The 22140-nt window shown below is 73.2% G+C and carries 18 protein-coding genes; 12 read left to right on the forward strand and 6 right to left on the reverse strand.

Features of this window, described 5'->3' with window-relative positions:
• The first annotated feature begins 209 nt into the window (after positions 1-209).
• A complete protein-coding gene (locus AC3EUJ_RS07805; RefSeq protein WP_431960271.1) occupies positions 210-2390 on the forward strand; it encodes a DEAD/DEAH box helicase in 2181 nt (726 codons plus the stop codon).
• A 270-nt stretch (positions 2391-2660) separates the two neighbouring features.
• Complete coding sequence (locus AC3EUJ_RS07810) at positions 2661-3068, forward strand: hypothetical protein (protein WP_431960272.1); 408 nt, start codon at positions 2661-2663, stop codon at positions 3066-3068.
• A 16-nt stretch (positions 3069-3084) separates the two neighbouring features.
• Here AC3EUJ_RS07810 and AC3EUJ_RS07815 read toward each other — a convergent pair whose 3' ends face one another.
• Positions 3085-3576 carry a hypothetical protein gene (locus tag AC3EUJ_RS07815; protein WP_431960273.1) on the reverse strand — a complete coding sequence of 164 codons (492 nt, stop codon included), beginning with the start codon at positions 3574-3576 and terminating at the stop codon, positions 3085-3087.
• A gap of 238 nt (positions 3577-3814) precedes the next feature.
• Between AC3EUJ_RS07815 and AC3EUJ_RS07820 the strand changes: the two genes are divergently transcribed.
• Positions 3815-4885, forward strand: a complete 1071-nt coding sequence (locus tag AC3EUJ_RS07820) for a DUF4190 domain-containing protein (protein ID WP_431960274.1) — start codon at positions 3815-3817, stop codon at positions 4883-4885.
• Here the strand turns inward: AC3EUJ_RS07820 and AC3EUJ_RS07825 are convergent.
• Positions 4824-5528 (reverse strand): response regulator, encoded by a 705-nt coding sequence (locus AC3EUJ_RS07825; protein WP_431960275.1) that lies wholly within the window; start codon positions 5526-5528, stop codon positions 4824-4826. The two genes, AC3EUJ_RS07820 and AC3EUJ_RS07825, sit on opposite strands and share 62 nt — an antisense overlap.
• Entirely contained in the window at positions 5525-6730 is a 1206-nt protein-coding gene (locus AC3EUJ_RS07830) for a sensor histidine kinase (protein ID WP_431960276.1), read from the reverse strand. Before AC3EUJ_RS07830 ends, AC3EUJ_RS07825 begins: the two co-directional genes overlap by 4 nt.
• A 210-nt stretch (positions 6731-6940) precedes the next feature.
• Here AC3EUJ_RS07830 and AC3EUJ_RS07835 point away from each other — a divergent pair, with 210 nt between their 5' ends.
• The 9 genes from AC3EUJ_RS07835 to AC3EUJ_RS07875 all read left to right on the forward strand — a co-directional run bounded on the left by AC3EUJ_RS07835 (position 6941) and on the right by AC3EUJ_RS07875 (position 18534).
• Positions 6941-7981: a carboxymuconolactone decarboxylase family protein gene (locus AC3EUJ_RS07835; protein ID WP_431960277.1), complete on the forward strand. Its 1041-nt coding sequence runs from the start codon at positions 6941-6943 to the stop codon at positions 7979-7981.
• Between the two features lie 152 nt (positions 7982-8133).
• On the forward strand, positions 8134-9090 hold the full coding sequence (locus tag AC3EUJ_RS07840) for a hypothetical protein (RefSeq protein ID WP_431960278.1): 957 nt from the start codon (positions 8134-8136) through the stop codon (positions 9088-9090).
• A 337-nt stretch (positions 9091-9427) separates the two neighbouring features.
• Positions 9428-10714, forward strand: a complete 1287-nt coding sequence (locus AC3EUJ_RS07845) for a M14 family zinc carboxypeptidase (protein ID WP_431960279.1) — start codon at positions 9428-9430, stop codon at positions 10712-10714.
• 90 nt (positions 10715-10804) lie between these two features.
• Positions 10805-11560, forward strand: a complete 756-nt coding sequence (locus AC3EUJ_RS07850) for a GntR family transcriptional regulator (protein ID WP_431960280.1) — start codon at positions 10805-10807, stop codon at positions 11558-11560.
• A 224-nt stretch (positions 11561-11784) separates the two neighbouring features.
• Positions 11785-12222: an RpiB/LacA/LacB family sugar-phosphate isomerase gene (locus AC3EUJ_RS07855; protein WP_431960281.1), complete on the forward strand. Its 438-nt coding sequence runs from the start codon at positions 11785-11787 to the stop codon at positions 12220-12222.
• The gene (locus AC3EUJ_RS07860) at positions 12219-12386 is read left to right on the forward strand and encodes an SPOR domain-containing protein (protein ID WP_431960282.1); all 168 of its coding nucleotides are present in this window, start codon (positions 12219-12221) and stop codon (positions 12384-12386) included. The genes AC3EUJ_RS07855 and AC3EUJ_RS07860 overlap by 4 nt, the downstream gene beginning before the upstream one ends.
• A 202-nt stretch (positions 12387-12588) precedes the next feature.
• Positions 12589-13008 carry a (deoxy)nucleoside triphosphate pyrophosphohydrolase gene (locus AC3EUJ_RS07865; RefSeq protein WP_431960283.1) on the forward strand — a complete coding sequence of 140 codons (420 nt, stop codon included), beginning with the start codon at positions 12589-12591 and terminating at the stop codon, positions 13006-13008.
• A 140-nt stretch (positions 13009-13148) separates the two neighbouring features.
• A complete protein-coding gene (locus tag AC3EUJ_RS07870; protein WP_431960284.1) occupies positions 13149-15770 on the forward strand; it encodes a SpoIIE family protein phosphatase in 2622 nt (873 codons plus the stop codon).
• A 145-nt stretch (positions 15771-15915) separates the two neighbouring features.
• Positions 15916-18534 carry a SpoIIE family protein phosphatase gene (locus AC3EUJ_RS07875; protein ID WP_431960285.1) on the forward strand — a complete coding sequence of 873 codons (2619 nt, stop codon included), beginning with the start codon at positions 15916-15918 and terminating at the stop codon, positions 18532-18534.
• Positions 18535-18568: 34 nt separating this feature from the next.
• Here the strand turns inward: AC3EUJ_RS07875 and AC3EUJ_RS07880 are convergent, their stop codons facing one another.
• From AC3EUJ_RS07880 to AC3EUJ_RS07890, 3 genes are read right to left on the reverse strand one after another with little or no spacing between them, the layout of a single operon-like run.
• Positions 18569-19336 carry a succinate dehydrogenase/fumarate reductase iron-sulfur subunit gene (locus AC3EUJ_RS07880; protein WP_431960286.1) on the reverse strand — a complete coding sequence of 256 codons (768 nt, stop codon included), beginning with the start codon at positions 19334-19336 and terminating at the stop codon, positions 18569-18571.
• Complete coding sequence (locus AC3EUJ_RS07885; protein WP_431960287.1) at positions 19333-21288, reverse strand: fumarate reductase/succinate dehydrogenase flavoprotein subunit; 1956 nt, start codon at positions 21286-21288, stop codon at positions 19333-19335. Before AC3EUJ_RS07885 ends, AC3EUJ_RS07880 begins: the two co-directional genes overlap by 4 nt.
• Positions 21288-22133: a hypothetical protein gene (locus tag AC3EUJ_RS07890; RefSeq protein WP_431960288.1), complete on the reverse strand. Its 846-nt coding sequence runs from the start codon at positions 22131-22133 to the stop codon at positions 21288-21290. The genes AC3EUJ_RS07885 and AC3EUJ_RS07890 overlap by 1 nt, the downstream gene beginning before the upstream one ends.
• Between the last annotated feature and the right edge of the window lie 7 nt (positions 22134-22140).

A 22140-nucleotide genomic window follows, 5' to 3' on the forward strand; every position in this document is an offset into this window, starting at 1 on the left:
GGTGGTCGTAAGTTTTCGGCGGTGAAAAGCGCCGCAGGTCTTCCGCATCCCCGAGATCGCGAGAGGGTGGTCTCTGGCCTGCGGCAACGCAGGCCGGGAGCCCCCGTCCGATGGGACACCGGCATCTTGCCCGGACTGGACGGGCACCCCGTCCAGGGCCGGGGTGGGTGGTGGGAGGATGCGGGGACTGCGAGAGAGGGGCGGGACGCGTGGGGCGCGGTGAGCGGGACGCGGTCGCGAGGGGAGCGCGACTGTACGAGGCAGCGCAGGCAGTGGCCGGTGACCACGGTAGGGCGGTCGAGGCGGTGCAGGCGGCGCTGAAGCCGATTCACGAGGCTGCAGTCACGCGGGAGCTCGACGCCATCCCCGTCGCCCGGCTGCAGGACGTTACCGAAGGACGCCTGCGGCTGGGGAACGTCGAGAAGAACGGCCTTGGCACGGTGGGCCGTGTTCTCGAAGCGGGCCCGTATCGGTTGCGGCAGATTCCCGGTGTCGGGCGGCGCACTGTCGACCAGATCCTTGCCGCTGCTCGCCGCCTTTCCGAAGCGGTGCACGAGACGGTGGCGGTGCACATGGACGTGGACCGGCCGGAGCCGAGCACCACCGCGCTCGTCATGGCGCTGCACGTACTGGTGGAAGCCGGCCCGGACGCCCGGCGCGCGGTGGACCGAGCAGCGGCCCTGTCGCAACGGCTCGGCCCGTTGCTGGTCGACGCGAGGCCCGCCGCCGGGCGTTTCAGGATGCTGCTGGCCGGCCGGGAGAAGAAGGCACGTGCTCTGGCGTCGGTTGCCGAGATCCGCTCACTGGTGGACGAAGCAGAGCAGGCCGGCCTGCCTGAGCTGCTTGCCCAAGCCTCGGTGGACCTGCTGCGTGGATCTTCGTCCGAGATCGCGGCATGGGCGGACTTCGAACTCCGCTCCGCGGAGTACTACAGCCTGCTCGCCGAGATCTCCGGGCGGCTGCCGGACGCGGCAGCCGCCGAGGGGTTCCTGCCGGAGGAGATCGCCGAGCGGGTACGGACGCAACGGCTCGACGACTCGCACCGGCGGGTCTCCCTTCGCGGTTACCAGGCGTTCGGCGCGGGATTCGTCCTTGCACAGCGCAAGGTGATACTCGGCGACGAGATGGGTCTCGGGAAGACCATCCAAGCGATTGCCGTGCTGGCACACCTGGCCGCCGAGGGGCAGAGCCATTTCATGGTCGTCTGCCCGGCGAGCGTTCTCGTGAACTGGACTCGGGAGATCGAGGCCCGCAGCGCCCTTCGTGTCATGGTGCTGCACGGCCCCGACCGGCACTACGCGTTCGCCGACTGGAAGGGACGGGGCGGGGTGGGGGTGACCACGTTCGACGCACTGCGCGGATTTCCGGCGCCGCGCCGCGGGGAGGTCGGACTGCTCGTCGTCGACGAAGCGCACTCCGTGAAGAACCCGAAGACCAAACGGTCGCAGTCGGTCGCCCTGTGGACGGAGCGTTGTGAGCGCAGCCTCTTCATGACCGGAACCCCGATGGAGAACCGGGTGGTGGAGTTCCGCAACTTGGTCCAGATGCTCAATGGTGGGGTGGCGGACTCCCTCGGCGAGCGGAACGCCTTGGCAGGATCCGTCGCCTTCCGCAAGGCCGTCGCCCCGGTCTACCTGAGGCGCAACCAGGAAGACGTGCTGACGGAACTCCCGAGTCTTCAGCAGACCGATGAGTGGGGGGAGCTGAGCGCGACGGACGAGGAGGCGTACCGTGAGGCCGTGCGCGCAGGCAATTTCATGGCGATGCGCAGGGCCGCGTACATGCGCCCCGAGAAGTCGGCCAAGCTGGAGCGGCTGCGCGAGATCGTCCAGGAGGCCTGCGAGAACGGGCAGAAGACCGTGGTCTTCTCCAATTTCAAGGACGTGCTGGGCGTGGTGAAGGCGGCGCTCGCTGCGGGTCCTACTGCCGGTACCCCTATCCTTGGTCCGCTCACCGGCAGCGTCCCGGCCGGGCGACGGCAGCAGATTGTCGACGACTTCGCCGGGGTTTCGGGACCAGCGGTACTCCTGGCACAGATCCAGGCGGCCGGAGTCGGCCTCAATATGCAGGCTGCCTCCGTCGTCATCATCTGCGAACCGCAGATCAAGCCGACCATCGAACACCAGGCCGCGGCCCGGGCCCACCGCATGGGCCAGATCAGGTCGGTTCACGTGCATCGTCTTCTCGCCGTCGGGGGAGTGGACGAACGCATGGTGAAGATGCTGGAGGAGAAGACCCGCCTGTTCGATGCTTACGCCCGCCGCAGCGCCGTGGCCGAAGCCACCCCGGACGCGGTCGACGTGTCGGACACCGAACTGGCCCGCCGGATTGTCGAGGAGGAGCAGGCGCGTCTCGGTATGACGGACGGGAGGCCCACGGCATACGAGTGAGGGAGTCCTCCGGTCCGCAACCAGTCCGCAGGACACCCGTAAGCGACCGTCGGGAGCCAACGCATGAACGCGTACATGCCAGGCAGTAGTCGGTGGGTGTACGCGGGGCCGCCGCGCCGATCCGCTCCACCGCCTTCGAGCTCGTCCGGCCGATCCTGGCCGGGCTGCTGGAACGCATGACCAAGCTTCAAGCGGCTCGTAGGTCACAGCACGGCGACGGAAACCGCGCACCGGCGAGTGCCGGGGGCGTCACGGGCCACCATGACGGGCATGCGTACACGCCTCAGCACCGGAGTGCTCCTCGCGGCCGTGCTCCTCGCCGTCCCCGCCTGCGGCTCCGGCACCGACGACACCGGCGGCAAGCCCGAAGGCGGCGCCACGCCGTCCGTCGAGGCGTCCGGGTCGAAGGTGCCGGACATCAGCGAGGGCATCCCCGAGGAGCCGACCGGGGCCAGGCGCGCGGCGCTCCTGGCCGCGCTCAAGGCCGTCGACCCGGCCCTGGCCGCCGACGCGGACAAGGCCGTCGCCAACGCCCGTCAGCAGTGCGCCACCATCACCGGCGGCGGCAACGCCGTGGCCGCCGCGCAGTCACGCTTCGGCAGCGCCGACCACCAGGTCACCGAGGCGCGGGCCAAGGCCATCAACGAGGTGCTGGAGCGGACCCTCTGCACGTCCTGACCCGCCCCGTCCCGGCCTATGGGGACGGGGCGGCGGCCACCGGGTTGACGCTGTCGAAGCAGACCAGCCCCCGGGCCTTCGACAGGAAGAAGGAGCCGCTGTAGAGGTCCGCGGTGATCTCGGCGTCGAAGGAGTCGCTCCGCACCCATCGCGCGTCCGCCGGGAGGAGGGCGGCGAGCCGGTCCGGGAACACCGGCAGGCGCGCCGGGCGGAAGTCGCGGTGGGCGGTGAGCCCGGCGACCCCGCCCGCGGCGAGGGCGGCGACGCCGACCACCCGGATGTCCGAGGGACCGGGGACCGACCTCCCGTCGTTCCCGGCGACCAGGTCGTAGCCCAGCCAGTGGGCGTCGCTGAGCGGCCCCAGCAGCGGGAAACGCCGCTCCAGCGGGGCCGTGTCCGTCCGCACCGGGCCCTCGGGCACCTTGGACGGGCCGGCCTGCGGCCGGGTGGACGTGCAGGCGGTCGCCAGCGCAGCGGCTCCCGCGGCCAGTGCTGCCCGCCGTGACATCACGCGCATGTCCCTGCCCCAATGGCCCCCGCCTGTCCCGTGGTTGTCCATCATGGCGCAGATACCGCCGTCCGGTCCCGGCGGGGGTGAGCCGCGGCCGATCCGTCCTCCGGCCGCACCACGGACGCCGGCGCGTCGAGCCGGGGACCAGAGGGCAGCCGCTGACGGCGCGCGGCCCGGCCCGGGATATATTCGCGCGGCCGTTCGCCACCCCATCCGTCCCCCGAGGAGCCGTTCCGTGCAGCCTCCGCCGTATCCGTCGTACCCCCTCCAGCCGGCGCTGCCGCCCGCGCCGCAGCGGGCACCGCTGAACGGGCTCGCCGTCGCCGCGCTGGTGACCGGATTGCTGTGTGTGCTGCCGGTGGTCGGCGTCGTGCTGGGGACGATCGCGCTGATGCAGATCAAGCGGACCGGCGCGCGCGGCAAGGGCATGGCCGTGACCGGGCTGGTGCTGTCCGCCGTCGGCACGCTGCTGTGCGCGCTCGTGCTCGCCGGCGGCGCCGCCGCCTTCGTCGAGGGCTTCAAGGAGGGCGTGAGGGAAGGGGCGCGGGACGACGGCGCCTTCTCGCTGCGCCGGGGCGAGTGCTTCGACACCCCCGGCGGCGACCTGGAGGCCCCGACCGCCGACATGGACACCGTGCCCTGCGCGCGGCGCCACGCCGGAGAGGTCGTCGGGGTCTTCAGGCTGCCCGGGGCCCGGGCCTACCCGGGCGACGCGGAGCTCAAGGACCGCGTGGAGGACCGCTGCCAACGGCTGGCCGACACCTACGCCATGGACAGCTGGGCGGTGCCGGGGGACGTCAAGGTGTACTACTACGCCCCGGACCGGAAGACCTGGAAGCACGGCGACCGCGAGGTGACCTGCGTGTTCGGCAAGGAGAAGGGCACGCTCAAGGGCACGCTGCGGCAGGACGCGAGCACGCTCGACGCGCACCAGGCCGCCTACCTTGAGGCGGCCAACGCCCTCAACGAGGCGATGGCCGAGGGGCCCGAGGAGGAGTACGTCGAGGACGACCTCGAGGGATACCGGAAGTGGGCCGGCGAGGTGACGGTCGCCCTCGCCACCGAGGCCCGTGCGCTCCAGGCCCACGACTGGCCGGCCGGCGCCGAGGAACCGGTCGCCGCGCTCGTGGCGGAGGCCGGCAAGGCGCGCGCGCACTGGGCCAAGGCCGCCGCGGCGAAGGACGCGGACGCCTACTACGAGCACTACGAGGCCGCGGACGCCCACAGCGGCCACCAGGAGGCCGTCAGGGCCCGGGAGGCGCTGGGGCTGGCCACGACGGTCGCGGCGGCGAACCCTTCGGTGTGATCAGCCCGGACTCGTAGGCGTAGACGACCAGTTGGGCACGGTCTCGGGCGCCCAGTTTGGTCATCGCCCGGCTGACGTGGGTCTTGACGGTCAGCGGGCTGATGACCATCCGCCCGGCGACCTCGTCGTTGCTGAGCCCGCGCGCGACGAGCGCGAGCACCTCCCGCTCCCGGTTGGTCAGCGCCTCCAGGCCCGCGGCGTGCGTGGCGTCGGGCGGCCGCGAGACGAACTCGCTGATCAGCCTGCGGGTGATGGCGGGGGAGAGCAGGGCGTCGCCGCGCTCGGCGACATGGATGGCCTGGACGAGGTCGGCGGGTTCGGTGTCCTTCAGCAGGAAGCCGCTGGCGCCGGCGCGCAGCGCGTCGAAGACGTACTCGTCCAGGCCGTAGTTGGTGAGGATGACCACGTGCACCCCGGCAAGCCGCGGATCGGCGGCGATCAGCCGGGTCGCGCCGATCCCGTCGAGCACCGGCATCTGGACGTCGAGGAGCACCACGTCGGGCACGTGCCGCCGGGCGAGTTCGACGGCCTGCTGCCCGTCGCCCGCCTCGGCCACCACCTCGATGCCCTCCTCGGCGTCGAGGAGCGCGCGGAAACCGGCCCGCATCAGCGCCTGGTCGTCGGCGATCAGCACGCGGATCACCGCACCTCCTCCAGCGGCGCCCCGGCCGGCCCGGCGGCCGTCCTGCCGTCGGCCGCCTGCAGGGCGTCCAGGGGGAGTTCGGCCCGTACGGAGAAGCCGCCCTGGGGCCGCGGCCCGGCGCGCAGCCGTCCGCCGAGCGCGGTCACCCGTTCCCGCATCCCGGTCAGCCCGACCCCGGGCACCGGGCCCTCCCCGGGGGACGCCGTGCCGTCGTCGTCGACCTGGACGACCAGCTCCCGGTCGCCGTACTCGATGCGGACGGTGGCCCGGGACTCCGGCCCGGCGTGCCGGGTGACGTTGGTCAGCGCCTCCTGCACGATGCGGTACGCGGCCCGGTCGACCCCGTCGCCCAGCGGCCGTTCCCGCCCGGTGACCGTGACGCTGGTCGGCAGCCCGGCCGTGCGCGAGCGCACCACCAGATCCTCGATCCGGTCCAGGCCGTGGCCGCCGCCGGTGCCGCGCAGCACCTCCAGGGTCGAGCGCAGCTCCCGCATCGCCTCTCCGCTCGCCTCCTGGATCGCCAGCAGCGCGTCGGGCACCTCATCGCCGCGCTTGCGGGCCAGGTGGACGGCGACCCCGGCCTGCAGCTTGATGATCGAGATGCTGTGGGTGAGCGAGTCGTGCAACTCCCGTGCGATACGGAGCCGCTCCTCGCCGGCCCGGCGCAACGCCGCCTCCTCGCGGGTGCGTTCGGCGTCCAGCGCCCGGCGCTCCAGCTGCTCCAGGTAGGCCCGTCGGTGCCTGCCCACCACGGCCATGGCGACCGAGGCCAGGAACCAGCCGAGCAACAGCGCGGTGGACTGCGCCAACGTCGGCGCGGGCTGCCCGGAGGCGAGGTAGCCGGTGAGGAACGCCAGGGCCGACAGCTGCACCGGCAGCCGCTTCCCGCCCGCCCTGACCGCCATGTGGATCGCGACCAGCACCGGGAACGCCGCCGAAGGACCGGGGTGCACCCGCAGCGCGTACGCCAGCATGCAGCCGGTGCACAGCAGCAGCGCCGTCGCCGGCCGGCGACGGCTCCCGGCCACCGCCAGCGCGCCCACCAGGCCCAGTGCCAGGTCGAGGGCGCCGGAGGGGCGCGGCACCCCCGGCAGCAGCAGGACGTCGACGGCCAGGACGGCGCCGATCACCACGTCGAAGGCGACACCCCGCCACCCCCGCAGCCCGGCCCACTCCTGACGCCCGATCAGCGTGCCACCCATGCCCGCACCCTACGCCGCCGCGCCGGGCGGCACCTCCTCCCCGAAGACGGCTCCGCGGCTACTCCCGGCGGAGTAGTCCGGCCCGCGGCCAAGGCCCCGGCAGCAGTGGCGGCCCCCTTCCCCCGGACGACGACCGCAGGGCCCCCGGTCGGCCACGATCGACCCGTCGAGACACCACCGTCCACGAGCCGTCAGCGAGGAGGCCAGGCCATGGCCACGCCCTTCCGTCTCACCACTCCCGCGCCGCCCGGCGAGGCCACCGGCCGGACCGCCGAGGTCTACGCCCAGCTCGCGGGCGACTTCGGCATCGGCCACGCGCCCACCTTCGTCGCGCTGTCGGCCGCCCCCGACCTGCTGGCGGCGACCTGGGCGGTGCTGCGCGAGTCGCTGCTCGCCGGGCGCGTGCCGCGTACCGACAAGGAGCTCGTCGCCCTGGGGGTGTCGGCGGCGAACCGCTGCCCCTTCTGCGTGGACGCGCACACCGTCCTGCTGCACGCCACCGGTGACCACCGCCTCGCCGAGACGGTCGCCCGCGGGGGCACGCCGGGCGACCCCGCCCAGGCCGCCCTGCTCGCCTGGGGCGGGGCGACCGCGACCCCCGGCGCGCCGGCGGCCGCGGCACACCCCTTCGGCCCGCGGGACGCGCCGGAGTTCGTCGGCACCGCGCTCGCTTTCCACTTCGTCAACCGGATGGTGTCCGCCCTGCTGACCGAGGACCTGCTCCCCGGCGGGCTGCAACGGCTGCGCCTGGTACGCAGCGTCGGCGGCCGGGCCCTGGCCCGTACCGTCCGCAGGCCGCTGCCGCCCGGGGCCAGCCTGCCACTGCTGCGCGGCCCGGCGGGGCCCGCGCCCAAGTGGGCCGCGAACGCCCCGGTGGGCACCGCCTTCGCCGCGCTGCGGCGGGCCGCCGCCATGGGCGGACGGCGGCTCGGTGACACGGCCCGGGAGGCGGTCGTGGCCGCCGTCGACGCCTGGGACGGCACGCCCGCGCCACTCGGTGGCGACCCCACCGCCGCGCCACTCGCCGCGGTGCCTTCCGCCGAACGCCCCGGCGCCCGGCTGGCGCTGCTCGCCGCCCTCGCCCCGTACCGGATCACCGAGGCGGACGCGGAGGCCTGGCGGATCGCCGATCCCGACCCGTACGACGCCGATCTGGTGCGGGTGCTGGCCTTCGGCGCCATGACCGCGGTGAGCCGGATCGAGACCTCGCTCCACGAGCCTTCGCCTCGCCCCAGGTTGACAGCCCATTGACAGAGCCACGACGATGCGTGGTGCCGCTGGGGCCGATGAGCCCCGTGTGCACTTCGACCACTCGCCCGGTGACGCCTCGGCCTGCTCACGAACGGGGAGAGCTGCCGTCAGCCGCGCCCGCCGGGCCACGCAACGCCAAGATTGGGTTCTGCATGTCCATATCGCGACGTGTCACCGTCGGACGGCTGCTGGGCGTGAGCGCCGCGGCCGTCGCCCTCACCGCCGTGGGGGCCACCTCCGCCTGGGCCGGCGACTGCCCGGGCGGCAAGGGCTGGGACCGCGGCGGCCACCACGGCTACGAGCCCGGCCAGGGCGGCGGCACCAAGACCTCCACCGACCGCTGCGAGTTCTCGCTCGACGGCACGGCCTGGTACCCGTCGGTCAAGGTCGACGACGTCAACCTCAAGCCGGGCGAGGACGGCAAGGTCCACGTCAAGGTCCGGGTCGCGGACGGCTCCTCGTCCTGCACCGTGTCCCTCGCCTCGTACCGCACCCACGGCGCCACTTTCCAGACCTCCGGCAAGCAGGTGTTCCACGACTGGGACACCGTGAAGATCACCACCGGCACGGGCACCGACACGCTCGACGTCGCCGTGCCGGACGTCACCTGCTTCGCGCAGGTCGACCTGTACTACGGCAACAAGAAGTACGACGGCGTCCTGGACGCCAACGACGGCTACGAGCACGGCGACCTGCCCGAGGGCCCGAACCACGCGGTCATCGGCGACAAGAAGATCGCCTGGTGGAACGGCGGCACGAAGGACTGCACCACGCAGACCGTCCCGAACACCCCCGCCGACTCCACCCCGACCACCCCCGCCGGTGACGAGACCACCCCGGCCGGCGGCGAGGAGACCACCCCCGCCGCGACCGAGACCCCGTCGGCCACCGCCTCGGCGTCGGCCTCGGCGTCGGCTTCGGCGTCCGCCTCGGCCTCCGAGTCCGTCGAGGCCGCGACTTCCGAGTCCCCCAACGGCGGCTCGGGCGACCTCGCCGAGACCGGCAGCGGCAACGTGGGCATGCTCTCGGCCGCCGCGGCCGTGCTGCTGGCCGCCGGTGGCGGTGTGGTCCTCGCGACCCGTCGCCGTCAGGCCGCCCGCCGGCACTGACACCCGCCGAGCGGAGGAGGGGTACGACTGCGTCAGCAGTCGTACCCCTCCGTCATGCCGGGTCCGACAGCCGCCTGACGCGCTTGATGCCCTGCCGTAACACGGCACTCCCCGGCCTTCGCGGGAGGAGTTGCCGAATCGTCCGAGCAGCCCACCACGAGGACGACCCTCCGTCTTGCGACGCACCGCACCTGGGGCCGCCTCCCAGCGGAGCCGGGGGAACCGCCGGGCCCGCCCTTCGGTCGGCCGGAGCTACTTTGACGACAGGGCCTAGCCCCCGCTCCGTACGGATTGGAACAATCCGAACCTGACCGTAGGGACGGATGCGGGGGGCTGCATGACATCTCCGGGGGACACCGCCGTCGGCGAGCGCTATCCGACCGTGGACGAGGTCGCCGCGGCGGCCAGGGCACTGGCGCTGCGCCGGCCCGACGTCTGCCGGCTGCGGACGGTGGGTCTGTCCCGGGCCGGGGAGCCGCTGCTGCTGCTCTCGGTCGGGCACGGGTCGCGCAACGTCCTGGTGGTGGCCGGCCCGCACGCCAACGAGATGGTCGGCGGCGCCACCGTGCTGCTGCTGGCCGGGCGGGTCGCCGCCGACCCCGTGCTGCGCGACGGCGCCGACGCCGCCTGGCACTTCCTGCTCTGCGCGGACCCGGACGGCGCGCGGCTCAACGAGGCCGTTCCCGACGGCCGGTTCACCATGCTCGGCCACTACCGGCACTTCTTCCGGCCGCGCGCCGCCGAGCAGCCCGAGTGGCTGCCGGACGACGGCACGCTGGACGGGGCGCTGCCCGAGACCCGCGCGCTGATCGGGGTCATCGACGAACTGCGACCGGTGCTGCAGTGCTCGTTGCACGGCATCGACGTGGGGGGCACCTTCATCCAGGTGACCCGGGACATCCCGCGGCTCGCGGAGCGGATCGCCAAGTCCGCCGCCGAGTTCGACATCCCCCTGGAGGCGGGTTCCTCCGACGCCTTCCACTGGCCGAGCCCCGGACCGGGGGTGTACGTGCTGCCGCCGCCCGGCGGCCCGCGCGAGGACGCCTCCAACTCCACGTGGACGTACGCCCACCGGTACGGCGGCGTCACCGCGATCGCCGAGGTGCCCATGTGGGCGTGCGACCGCGCCGCCGACACCTCGCCGCATCCGGGCGCCGACGGCGCGCTGCGCACGGCGGGGGAGGCGCTGCGCCGGTCCAGCCTGCTGGTCGGCGGCCTCGTCGGGCAGGTGCGGCCGCACCTGCCCGGGGACGGCGGGCCGTTGCTGCGCGCGGCGCGGGAGATCGTCGCGGTCGGCCCGGCGCTCGCCGCGGACTGGGACCCGGCCCTGCGCACCGCGGCCGCGCCGCCGCTGCCCGCGATGACCCGGGCCCGGGTCAGCAGCGTCGAGATCTACGCGCAGCGACTGCCGCTGCGCGCCGCCGCGATGCTGCTGCGGGTGGTCCGTACCGTGGAACAGGCACCCGCTCCGCTGGTGGCGGTGCGGCAGCTGCTGGAGGGGCTGGTGGCGGACTGGTGCGAGGCGTACGAGACGGCGCACCGGGCCCGCTGGATCCCGGTGCGCCACCAGGCGGAGCAGCACGCCCGGGTGGTGCTCGCGGCCTTCGATCTGCTGCCCGGGTGACACGACACGGGTAAAGCCTTGCGGAAGGCTTGCGGGTGGCAACCCTGAGTTGTCAAGCTGTTGCGCACAGTCAACCCGAGGGAGGGGCACGTGCCTTTCGGTGAGCAGCCCGCGTACCTGCGCGTCGCCGAGGATCTCCGCCGGAAGATCCTCGACGGCAGCCTCCCTCCGCACACCCGCCTGCCCTCGCAGGCCCGCATCCGGGCGGAGTACGGGGTGTCGGACACCGTCGCCCTGGAAGCCCGCAAGGTGCTGATGGCCGAGGGCTTCGTCGAGGGCCGCTCCGGCTCGGGGACGTACGTGCGCGAACGCCCCGACCCGCGGCTGGTCGTGCGCACGGGCTACCGGCCGGGCAGCGGCCAGGCGACGCCGTTCCGGCAGGAGCAGGCCGACGAGGGCTTCAAGGGCACCTGGGAGGCCGGCAGCTTCCAGGACTCGGCGAACGCGCGTATCGCCGAGCGGCTGGGCATCAAGCCCGGCGACCGGGTCATGCGCACGCGCTACCTCTACCGGACGGAGGGCGAGCCGATGATGCTCGCCACCTCCTGGGAGCCGCTGTCGGTGACCGGGCGCTCGCCCGTCCTGCTGCCGGAGGAGGGCCCGTTGGCCGGCCAGGGCGTGGTGGAGCGGATGGCCGCGCTCGAGATCGTGGTCGACAACGTGGCCGAGGACGTCGGCGCGCGGCCGGGCCTGGCGGAGGAGACCGCGGTGCTGGGCGGGGTGCCCGGGCACGTGGTCATCGAGATCCGCAGGACGTACTACGCCTCCGGGCTGCCCGTCGAGACCGCGGACATCGTCATCCCGGCCGACCGCTACCGGGTGTCGTACCGGATGCCCGTGAAGTGACCCCGCCCGCGCGCCGGGGGCCCGCGAGCGCGCTGGTGGGCGGCGTGGTCATGCGGCGCGGGAGGTGCGCGGTCCACGGCGGGCGGCGCCGGGGCGCACGCCGATGCGCGGAGAGCGCGGACAAGCGCCCTTTCTGAGTCAACTCCCAATCGAACATGGCCCGATCGTGTCGAATGCTGCCCGAACGTGTCCGGCGCGTCACGTTCGGGCGTAGGCTCCGGCATATGCGCATCGCCGTTTCCTCGGACATGGACGAGCCGGTCGCGCGGCTGGTCGTCGACGAACTGCGCCGCCGCGGGCACACCGTGAGCACCCACGGTGCCCTGCGCGCCGGCGACCGCAAGGACTGGGCCTGGAGCGCGGAGAGCGCCGCGCGGGACCTCGCGGAGGGCCGCGCCGATCAGGCCGTCGTGTGCTGCTGGACGGGCACGGGGGCCTCCATCGCCGCCAACAAGGTGCCCGGCGTCCGCGCCGCGCTCTGCGTCGACGCGTACTCCGCGGACGGCGCCCGCAAGTGGAACGACGCCAACGCCCTCGCCCTGAGCCTGCGTCTGACCAGTGAGCCCCTGCTCCGGGAGATCCTCGACGCCTGGTTCGCCGGCGCCCCGAGCGGTGAGGACGACGACCGGGCCAACGTGGCGCACCTGGAGGAGATCCGATGAGTGAGCTGGTCTGGGTCGTCATACGCCAGGACGACAACGGCAACCGCTACCGGGTCGGCCGCTACGCCACCCGGCGGGAGGCCGAACGCGTCGCCGACACCCTCGACGCGCGCGGCCACAAGCAGCTCTACCTCGTCGAGCGGATCGACCGGCGCGCGTCCTAGGCGTGTCGTCGCATGAGCGCCGGCCGCCCGGAGGGCGGGCCCCGCGGTGTCTGGTGCGGTGCATCGCAAGGCGGAGAGTCGTCCTCGTAGTGGGCTACTCGGACGATTCGACAACGCAGCCAGGTGCCGTGCCAGGCGCCGCGGGGCAGGCGGGCATGTGACGACACGCCCTGGCCGGTCCGCCACGGATAGGGTGCCGCCCATGACGACGCGTGACGTGACGGTGGTGGTCGGCGCCGCTGTGCTCGACCAGGGCAGGCTGCTCGCGGCGCGGCGCAGCGCGCCGCCGGAGCTGGCGGGGCGGTGGGAACTGCCCGGCGGGAAGCTCGAACCCGGGGAGACGGCGCCGCAGGCGCTGATCCGGGAGCTCCGCGAGGAACTGGGCGTGGAGGCCGAGGCGCTGGAGAGGGTTCCCGGCGAATGGCCGCTGAAGCCCGGCTACGTCCTGCAGGTGTGGACCGCCCGCATCCTGTCCGGGGAGCCCCGGCCCCTGGAGGACCACGACGAGCTGCGCTGGCTCACCCCCGACCGCCTGGGCGAGGTCGACTGGCTCGACCAGGACCGCCCCGCGGCCGCCTGGGCGGCAGCCCGGGCCGCCACCCAGGGCCCCACTTCGGGCTGACCGCCCCGCACCACCCGGGACCACCCCCGCGGCGCACCAGGACGGATATGCGGCGAGGAATATCGGGTATGTGGGGATTGATCCGAAGGTGGTCGGCCGGCTGGAGCCGGTGACCCTGCAATGGTCTGGGGTCCCCACGCGTGAGCGGGAGCGAGGACGGTACAGGGAAGGGCGAGGGACCGGGACACCCCGAGTCCGCGGCCGCGCGCGAGCGCGCCCACGCCGGGCTCCGGCCCGGGCCCACGGGACCGGTACCGGGCGGGCCCACCGCCTCCGGGACGCTGCTGGACACCCTGCGGCTGGCCGTCGTCATGCTCGACACCTCGGGCCGCGTCCTGCTCTGGAGCCCCCTCGCCGAGGAGATGCTCGGCTGGGCGGGGGAGCACATCGTGGGCCGCCGGGTCTCCGCCCTGATCGACCTCGGCGAGGAAGGACGGCCGCGCCAGGCACCGCCCGCCACCCGCCGGACGGCCTCCGTGCCCCGCCCCGGCCCCTCCGAACGCATCCTCGCCGAGCTGCTGCGCACCGGCGGCTGGGACGGCATCCTCTCCGTCCGGCACCGCGACGGCCACCAGGTGCAGGTCGAGGCGCGGGCCTCGCTCCTCGTGGACGGCGACGGCCGGCCCTTCGTCCTGGTGTCGATCGCCGAGACCAGCCGGGTCCGCAGCATGGAGCACGACCTGGCGGCACTCGACTCGCTCTTCGACTCCTCGCCCCTCGGGGTCGCGATCTTCGACACCGAGCTGCGCTACGTCCGCGTCAACGAGGCCCTGACCCGGATGAACGCGGTCCCCGCCGAGGACACCCTCGGCCACCGCGTCGAGGAGATCGTGACCGCCGGGGCCGCCGACGAGCTCACCACCCTCCAGCGGCACGTGCTGGCCACCGGGCGCCCGGTCATCGACGTCGTCGTGCCGGGTCCGTCCGGCGGCTGGCGCTCGGTGTCGTACCACCGGCTGGAGGACCGCGCTGGCCGGGTGCTGGGCATCAGCTGCAGCGTGATGGATGTGACGGAGCGTCAGCAGAGCGCCGAGAAGATCGAGCGCACCCGGCGCAGGCTGGCGCTGCTCAACGACGTCGGCTCGCGCCTGGCGGACCTGCTGGACGTACGGCGGATCGCCGAGCAACTGGCCACGACCGTCGTACCGCGGTTCTGCGACTACAGCGGAGTGATCCTGCACCCGGCCGTGCCGGACGGCGGGGAACTGCCCGGGGCCCCGTACGGGGAGCGCACCGAGATGCGCCAGCTCGGCATCGGCGCGGTCAAGGAGGGCCCCCTGGTCGACAGGATGCTCGGCATCGGCAAGGTGATCCAGGTCGACCGGGCGTCCGTCTTCGGCTCCGTGCTGCACAGCGCGCGGCCCGCCCTGGTGAGCAGCGCGGACGAATTGCGCGACTCCGTCGCCACCTTCCCCGGCGACCCCAAGGTGCAGGCCGCCCTGGACCTCGGCGTCCGCTCGCTGCTGGTCGCCCCGCTGCGGGCCCGCGGCATCGTCCTCGGGCTGCTGGTCGTCAGCCGCGCCGGCGGGCGCGAACCCTTCGACCAGGACGACGTCGACCTCGCCATGGAACTGTGCGACCGCTCCGCCGCCGCCCTGGACAACGCCCGCCTCTACATCCGCGAACGCGAGGGCGCCCTGATGCTGCAGCGCAGCCTGCTGCCGCGCAGCGTGCCCGAGCCGCCCGGCGTCGGCCTCGCCTTCCGCTACGTGCCCGCCAGCACCGGGGCGGCGGCGGGCGGCGACTGGTTCGACGTCATCCCGCTCGCCGGCGGCCGGGTCGCCCTCGTCGTCGGGGACGTCATCGGCCACGGGCTGCGCGCCGCCGCCACGATGGGCCGGCTGCGCACCGCCGTACGGACCCTGGCCGCGTTGGAGATGGCGCCGGAGGAACTGCTGCGCCGTGTCGACGACCTCGGCGACGACCTCGCCGCGGGCACCGCCGAGGGCTGGACGGCGACCTGCGTCTACGCCGTCTACGACCCCTCCACGCTGCGACTGGCCGTGGCCCGCGCCGGGCACCCGCCGCCGGTGCTGGTGGAGCCGGGCGCCCACGGGGGTGGCCGGGCCCGGCTGCTGGAGTCCCCGGCCGGGGTGCCGCTCGGCGTCGGCGGCGTGGACTTCGAGTCGGTCGAACTCGAGGTGCCCGACGGCTCCGTCCTCGTGCTCTACACCGACGGCCTGGTCGAGGCGCGCGGCGAGGACATCGGAGTCGGCATGGACCGGCTGCGGTCGGTGCTCGCCCGCCGTCCGCTGCGCTCCCTGGAGGAGGCCTGCGACGACCTGCTGGCCACCCTCGCCCAGGGCCGTGAACCCGACGACGTGGCCCTGCTCATGGCCCGTCTCGGCGGCCTCCCGGAGGGCAGCACCGTCCACTGGACGTTCAGGGCCGAGCCGAGCGCCGTCCGCCGTGCCCGGCGGCACGTACGGCAGACCCTCGCGGAGTGGGGGCTGCGCGACCTCACCGACGTCACCGTGCTGCTCGTCAGCGAACTCGTCACCAACTCCCTGCGGTACGCGCGCGGTCCGATCGGCGTGCGCATGGTGCGCGGCACCTCGCTGCTCGTCGAGGTCTCCGACCCGCTGCCCGACCCGCCCCGCCGCCGCGCCACGGGCGAGGAGGACGAGGGCGGCCGCGGGCTGCAACTGGTGGCCCACGCTTCCCGGCGCTGGGGCACCCGGCACGGCCCGCTGGGAAAGACCGTCTGGTTCGAGCTTGCCTTCCCCGCCCCGGCGACCGTCGCGGGCGGCCCCCTCGGATGACCGGTCACGCACGGTTCGGCGGGCCGGAGCAGGGTAGTTGAAGTGGGGCGTCAGCGGAATTCATACGCCTCGAGATGATGCTGTGATCGACAAGTGCATGTGCGGAACGGGGGTAATGCTGAATACTCGGCACCAGCCGGTCCGTATGTGTGAGCTGGAGGGGTCGGGCGTGAACGATGAGCCGTCGGGGGTTGTTGGGCCCCGGAACCCTGAGGCCGTGACACAGAGCGCCTGGCAGTCCAGTCCGCCCGGCTCCCTCTACGACTACATCCGGGTGGCCTCGTTCTCCCTCGGCCCGGACGGGCGGATCGAGCAATGGAGCGAGCGCGCCGAGGACTTCTTCGGCGTTCCCGCGTCCGAGGCGCTCGGCCAGGACCCGATCGCCGCCTTCGTCCCCGAGGACCGGCGTACCCGGGCGCACGAGCGGATCGCGGAGATCCTCGACGGCCGCGAGTGGATCGGCACCGTGCCCTACCGCGACAAGGCGGGCCAGGAGGGGCTGGCCGAGGTCTACGTGATGCCCTCGCGCAGCGAGACGGGCCGGCGCGGGGCACTCTGCATCGCCGTGGACGTCCGCGTGCTGCGCCAGATCGAGACCGATATCGCCTCCTCGCAGGCTGTCTTCGGCCAGTCGCCGATGGGCTTCATCCTCTTCGACACCAACCTCAAGCTGCTCCGCGTCAACCAGCGCTTCGCCACCGTCTTCGGACGCAGCCCCGGCGACCACCGCGGCCGCACCCCGCACGACTTCCTCTCCCGCGTCGAGGCCGACCGGCTCACCGCCGCGCTCAAGCAGGTGCTGGACAGCGGCGACCCGGTCCTGGACATGACGATCGTCGGCACCGTCCCTTCGGGGTCCGGCGCCAACAACCGCAGGCGCTGGGCGATCTCGCTGTACCGGCTGCACAGCGGCAGCGGCCGCCCCATCGGTGTCGCCGGTCTCGCCCAGGACGTCACCGGGCGCCAGCGCGCCGAGCGGGAGGCCGCGCACACCCGCCGCAACCTGGCCCTGCTCAACGAGGCCAGCAGGCGGATCGGCAGCTCCCTGGATCTGGAGACCACCGCCCGCGAACTGCTCGACGTCGCCGTTCCGCACTTTTGCGACCTGGCCTCCGTCGACCTCTACCAGGCGCTCCTGGTCGGCGAGGAAGGCCCCGTCGGCACCGCCGACGGGAGCGGCGAGGTCCGGCGGGTCGCCTTCGCCAGCGCTGTCTCCGACGCGCCCGTGGCCCCCCTGGACGGCGGCCACGCCGGCGGCCCGGTCTCGGTGGGCGCGGTCCACCGCTACCCCTTCAACTCGCCCTGGGCGGGGGCCCTGCGCACCGCCCAGACCCAGGTCATGGGCGCCGACGGCGGCGACCCGGAGGTGGAGCTCGGCGAACTCGGCGGGGGCCTGGTGCAGTCCACCCTCGCCGTGCCCGTCGTCGCCCGCGACACCGTCCTGGGGCTGGTCCAGTTCGCCCGCGCCAAGGGCAGCGAACCGTTCTCCGAGCGCGACCGGATGCTCGCCGAGGAACTCGCCGCCCGCGCCGCCGTCTTCATCGACAACGCCCGGCTCTACCGGCGCGAGCACGAACGCGCCCTCATCCTGCAGCGCAGCCTGCTCCCGCCCGGCAACCCCGAGGCCGCCGGACTCGACATCGCCTGCCGCTACCTGCCCGGCAACATGGAGACCGAGGTCGGCGGCGACTGGTTCGACGTCATCGAACTCCCCGGCCACCGCACCGCGCTGGTCGTCGGCGACGTCATGGGCCGCGGACTGCGCGCCGCCGTCGCCATGGGTGAGCTGCGCACCGCCGTACGTACCCTGGCGCTGCTGGACATCGAACCCGCCGACGTGCTCTCCGCCCTCGACGAGGTCGCCCGCGGCCTCGGCGGCAGCGGCGACGGCCGCAGCGGTCGGCGCGGCAAGGAGGCCGACGGCTCGGACCTGTCCGAGGTGTACCTCGCCACCTGCGTCTACGCCGTCTACGACGCCATAACGCGACGGGTCACCATCGCCAACGCCGGCCATCTGCCGCCGGTCCTGGTCGAACCCGGCGAGCAGGCCATGATGCTGGAGGTGCCCACCGGCATGCCGCTGGGCGTCGGCGGCGAGCCCTTCGAGGAGGTCGAGGTCGACCTGCCGGACGGCGCGCTCCTCGCCCTCTACACCGACGGCCTCGTCGAGTCCCGCAACCACCCCCTCGACGAGGGCCTGCGCGCCTTCCGCGCCGCGCTCGACGAACCCCAGCGCCCGCTGGAGGACGTCTGCGACCACATACTCGCCCGGCTCGACACCGCCCACGGCGAGGACGACATCGCCCTGCTCATGGCCCGCGTCCACGGCCTGCCCGACGACTCCGTCGGCGACTGGACGCTGGAGCCCAACCCCCGCTCCGTGGCCCGCGCCCGCGAGTTGGCCCGCGACTGCCTGCTCGCCTGGGACCTGGCCGCGCTGGTCGACACCACCGAACTGCTCGTCAGCGAACTGGTCACCAACGCCCTGCGGCACGGCCAGGGCGACATCCGGCTGCGCCTGCTGCGCGACCGCACCCTGGTCTGCGAGGTCTGGGACGACGCGCTCGTCCAGCCGCGCCGCCGGCGTGCCCGCGCCACCGACGAGGGCGGCCGCGGACTGCAACTGGTCTCCCTGCTCAGCAGCCGCTGGGGCTCCCGCCGCACCCACCGCGGCAAGACCGTCTGGTTCGAGCTGGACCTGCCCTCGGACGGCGGCGGCAGCACGGGCGAGGACACGATAGAGGCGCTGCTCAGCCTCTTTTGAGCAGCGCCTCCACCGCGGGAGCGGACCGGGCGGTTCAGGTCCTGCGCCGGATCCTGTTGCCGAGCCAGACCAGCGGGTCGTACTTGCGGTCCACCGCGCGCTCCTTGAGCGGGATGAGCGCATTGTCGGTGATCTTGATGTGCTCGGGGCAGACCTCGGTGCAGCACTTGGTGATGTTGCAGTACCCGAGCCCGTGCTCGTCCTGGGCCGACCGCTTGCGGTCCAGGCCCTGCTCCTGCGCCGCGTCCAGCGGGTGCATGTCCAGCTCCGCCACCCGCATCAGGAAGCGCGGACCGGCGAACACCTTCTTGTTCTCCTCGTGGTCACGGACCACGTGGCAGATGTCCTGGCACAGGAAGCACTCGATGCACTTGCGGAACTCCTGCGAGCGCTCCACGTCCTCCTGGAGCATCCGGTACTCGCCCGGCGCCACGCCCTCGGGCGGGACGAAGGAGGGCACCTCCCGCGCCTTCTCGTAGTTGAAGGACACGTCGGTCACCAGGTCCCGCACCACGGGGAAGGTCCGCATCGGCGTGACGGTGATGGTCTCGTCCCGGTCGAACACCGACATGCGGGTCATGCACATCAGCCGCGGTCTGCCGTTGACCTCCGCGCTGCACGAGCCGCACTTGCCGGCCTTGCAGTTCCACCGTACCGCCAGGTCGCCCGCCTGGGTGGCCTGCAGCCGGTGGATGATGTCGAGGACCACCTCGCCGTCGTTGACCTCGACCCGGTAGTCCTGCAGCCCGCCGCCGTCCGCGTCGCCGCGCCAGACCCTGAAGTGCGCCGTGTACGTGCTCACCGGTCCAGCTCCTCGTCCGTCAGGTACTTCAGCAGCTCGTCGTTCTCGAACAGCGCGAGCAGATCGGGCCGGATCGGGTCCATCTCGCGCCGCCTGACCGACACCTCGCCGAACGCGTCCGCCGGGTCGGCCAGTGCACAGACCAGGTTGAGCTTGCGCCAGCGGCGATCCATCTCCGGGTAGTCGTCCCGGGTGTGACCGCCCCGGGACTCGGTGCGCTCCAGCGCCGCCCGGGCCACGCACTCGCTCACCAGCAGCATGTTCCGCAGGTCGATGGCGAGGTGCCAGCCCGGGTTGAACTGCCGGTGCCCCTCGACGCCGGCCCGCCGGGCCCGCACCCGCAGGGCCTCCAGCCGGATCAGCGCCTCCTCCATCTCGCTCTGCCGGCGGATGATGCCGACCAGGTCGTTCATCGTCTGCTGCAGCTCCTGGTGGAGCGTGTACGGATTCTCCGGGACCCCGTCCGGCACGGCTCCGGCCTCCGCGCTGAACGGCCGCAGCGCCTCCGCCGCGGCGGTGTCGACCTGCCACTCCGCGACGGCCGGCCGCGTGCCGCCGAGCCCGGCCGCGTACTCGGCCGCGTGCAGGCCCGCCCGGCGCCCGAAGACCAGCAGGTCGGAGAGCGAGTTGCCGCCCAGCCGGTTGGAGCCGTGCATGCCGCCGGCCACCTCGCCCGCCGCGAACAGCCCGGGCACCCCGGTCGCCGCCGCCGTGTCCGGGTCGACGTCCACGCCGCCCATCACGTAGTGGCAGGTGGGGCCGACCTCCATGGCCTCGGCGGTGATGTCGACGTCCGCCAGTTCCTTGAACTGGTGGTGCATCGAGGGCAGTTTGCGCCGGATGACCTCGGCGGGCAACCGGGTCGAGACGTCCAGGAACACCCCGTCGTGCGGGGAACCACGACCGGCCTTGACCTCGGAGTTGATCGCCCGGGCCACCTCGTCGCGGGGGAGCAGCTCCGGCGGCCGGCGGTTGTTGTCCGGGTCCTCGTACCAGCGGTCGCCCTCGTCCTCGCTCTGCGCGTACTTCTCCTTGAAGACGTCCGGGACGTAGTCGAACATGAACCGCTTGCCCTCGGAGTTGCGCAGCACCCCGCCGTCGCCGCGGACCGACTCGGTGACGAGGATGCCCTTCACCGACGGCGGCCAGACCATCCCCGTCGGGTGGAACTGCACGAACTCCATGTTGATCAGCGGTGCCCCGGCCAGCAGCGCCAGGGCGTGCCCGTCGCCGGTGTACTCCCAGGAGTTCGACGTCACCTTGAAGGACTTGCCGATGCCGCCGGTCGCCAGCACCACGGCGGGCGCCTCGATGACGAAGAAGCGCCCCGACTCGCGGACGTAGCCGAAGACGCCGGAGACCCTCCCCCCGGGACTCCGGCCGGGGGGTACCCCCATCTCGCTCCGCTCGTCCTCCTTGAGCACCCGGGTGACCGTGCACTCCTGGAAGACCTTCAGCCGGGCCTCGTAGTCCCCGTACTCGCGGTGGTCCTCCTGCTGCAGCGAGACGATCTTCTGCTGCAGGGTGCGGATCAGCTCCAGGCCCGTGCGGTCGCCGACGTGCGCCAGGCGCGGGTACTCGTGGCCGCCGAAGTTGCGCTGGGAGATCCTCCCGTCCTTCGTGCGGTCGAAGAGCGCGCCCCAGGTCTCCAGCTCCCACACCCGGTCCGGCGCCTCCCGGGCGTGCAGTTCCGCCATCCGCCACTGGTTGAGGAACTTCCCGCCGCGCATGGTGTCGCGGAAGTGGACCTGCCAGTTGTCGTGCGGATTGACGTTGGCCATGCTCGCGGCGATGCCGCCCTCGGCCATCACCGTGTGGGCCTTACCGAAGAGCGACTTGCAGATCACGGCGGTACGCATGCCCTGCTCGCGCGCCTCGATGGCGGCGCGCAGCCCCGCCCCGCCCGCGCCGACCACGACGACGTCGTACGCGTGCCGTTCGACTTGTGCCATCAGAAGAACCTCGGATCGTCGAACGCCCCACTGGCGACCAGGTAGACATAGAGATCGGCGAGCGCCACGCTCGCCAGCGACAGCCAGGCCAGCAGCATGTGGCGGGAGTTGAGCTTCCCCACCCAGGTCCACATGCGGTACCGCACCGGGTGCTTGGAGAAGTGCCGCAGGCGGCCGCCGACGATGTGCCGGCAGGAGTGGCACGAGACGGTGTACGCCCAGATCAGGGCGATGTTCACCAGCAGCACCAGGGTGCCCAGGCCCATGTGGCCCCACGCCCCGTGCTCGTCCCGGAAGGCGAGCACGACGTCGTAGGTCAGGATCGCGGCGACCGGGATGGCGAAGTAGAAGAAGTACCGGTGGATGTTCTGCAGGATCAGCGGGAACCGCGTCTCACCGGTGTACTTCTCGTGCGGCTCGGCGACCGCGCAGGCGGGCGGCGAGGCCCAGAAGCCGCGGTAGTACGCCTTCCGGTAGTAGTAGCAGGTGAGGCGGAAGCCCAGCGGGAAGATCAGCACCAGCAGGGCAGGGGACAGCCCCCACCAGTCGCCGAAGAGTGGCCAGCGGGCGCCGAGCGGCATGTCCACGCAAGTGGAGCCCAGGCAGGGCGAGTAGAACGGCGAGACGTACGGCTCGGCGTAGTAGTGCGCGTTCGCGAAGGCCCGCCACGTCGAGTAGACGACGAAGGCGCTCAGCCCGAGCGCGGTCAGCAGGGGCTGCAGCCACCAGCGGTCGGTGCGCAGATGCCGTGCCGGAATGGCCGCGCGCCCGGCGGAAAGGACGCCGTGGCGCGCGGGTGGAGCGGGCGGAGTCGGTGGAGCGGGGGGTTGTGTGTCGGTGGCCAAGGACTAC

Source organism: Actinacidiphila sp. bgisy160 (genome assembly GCF_057707815.1).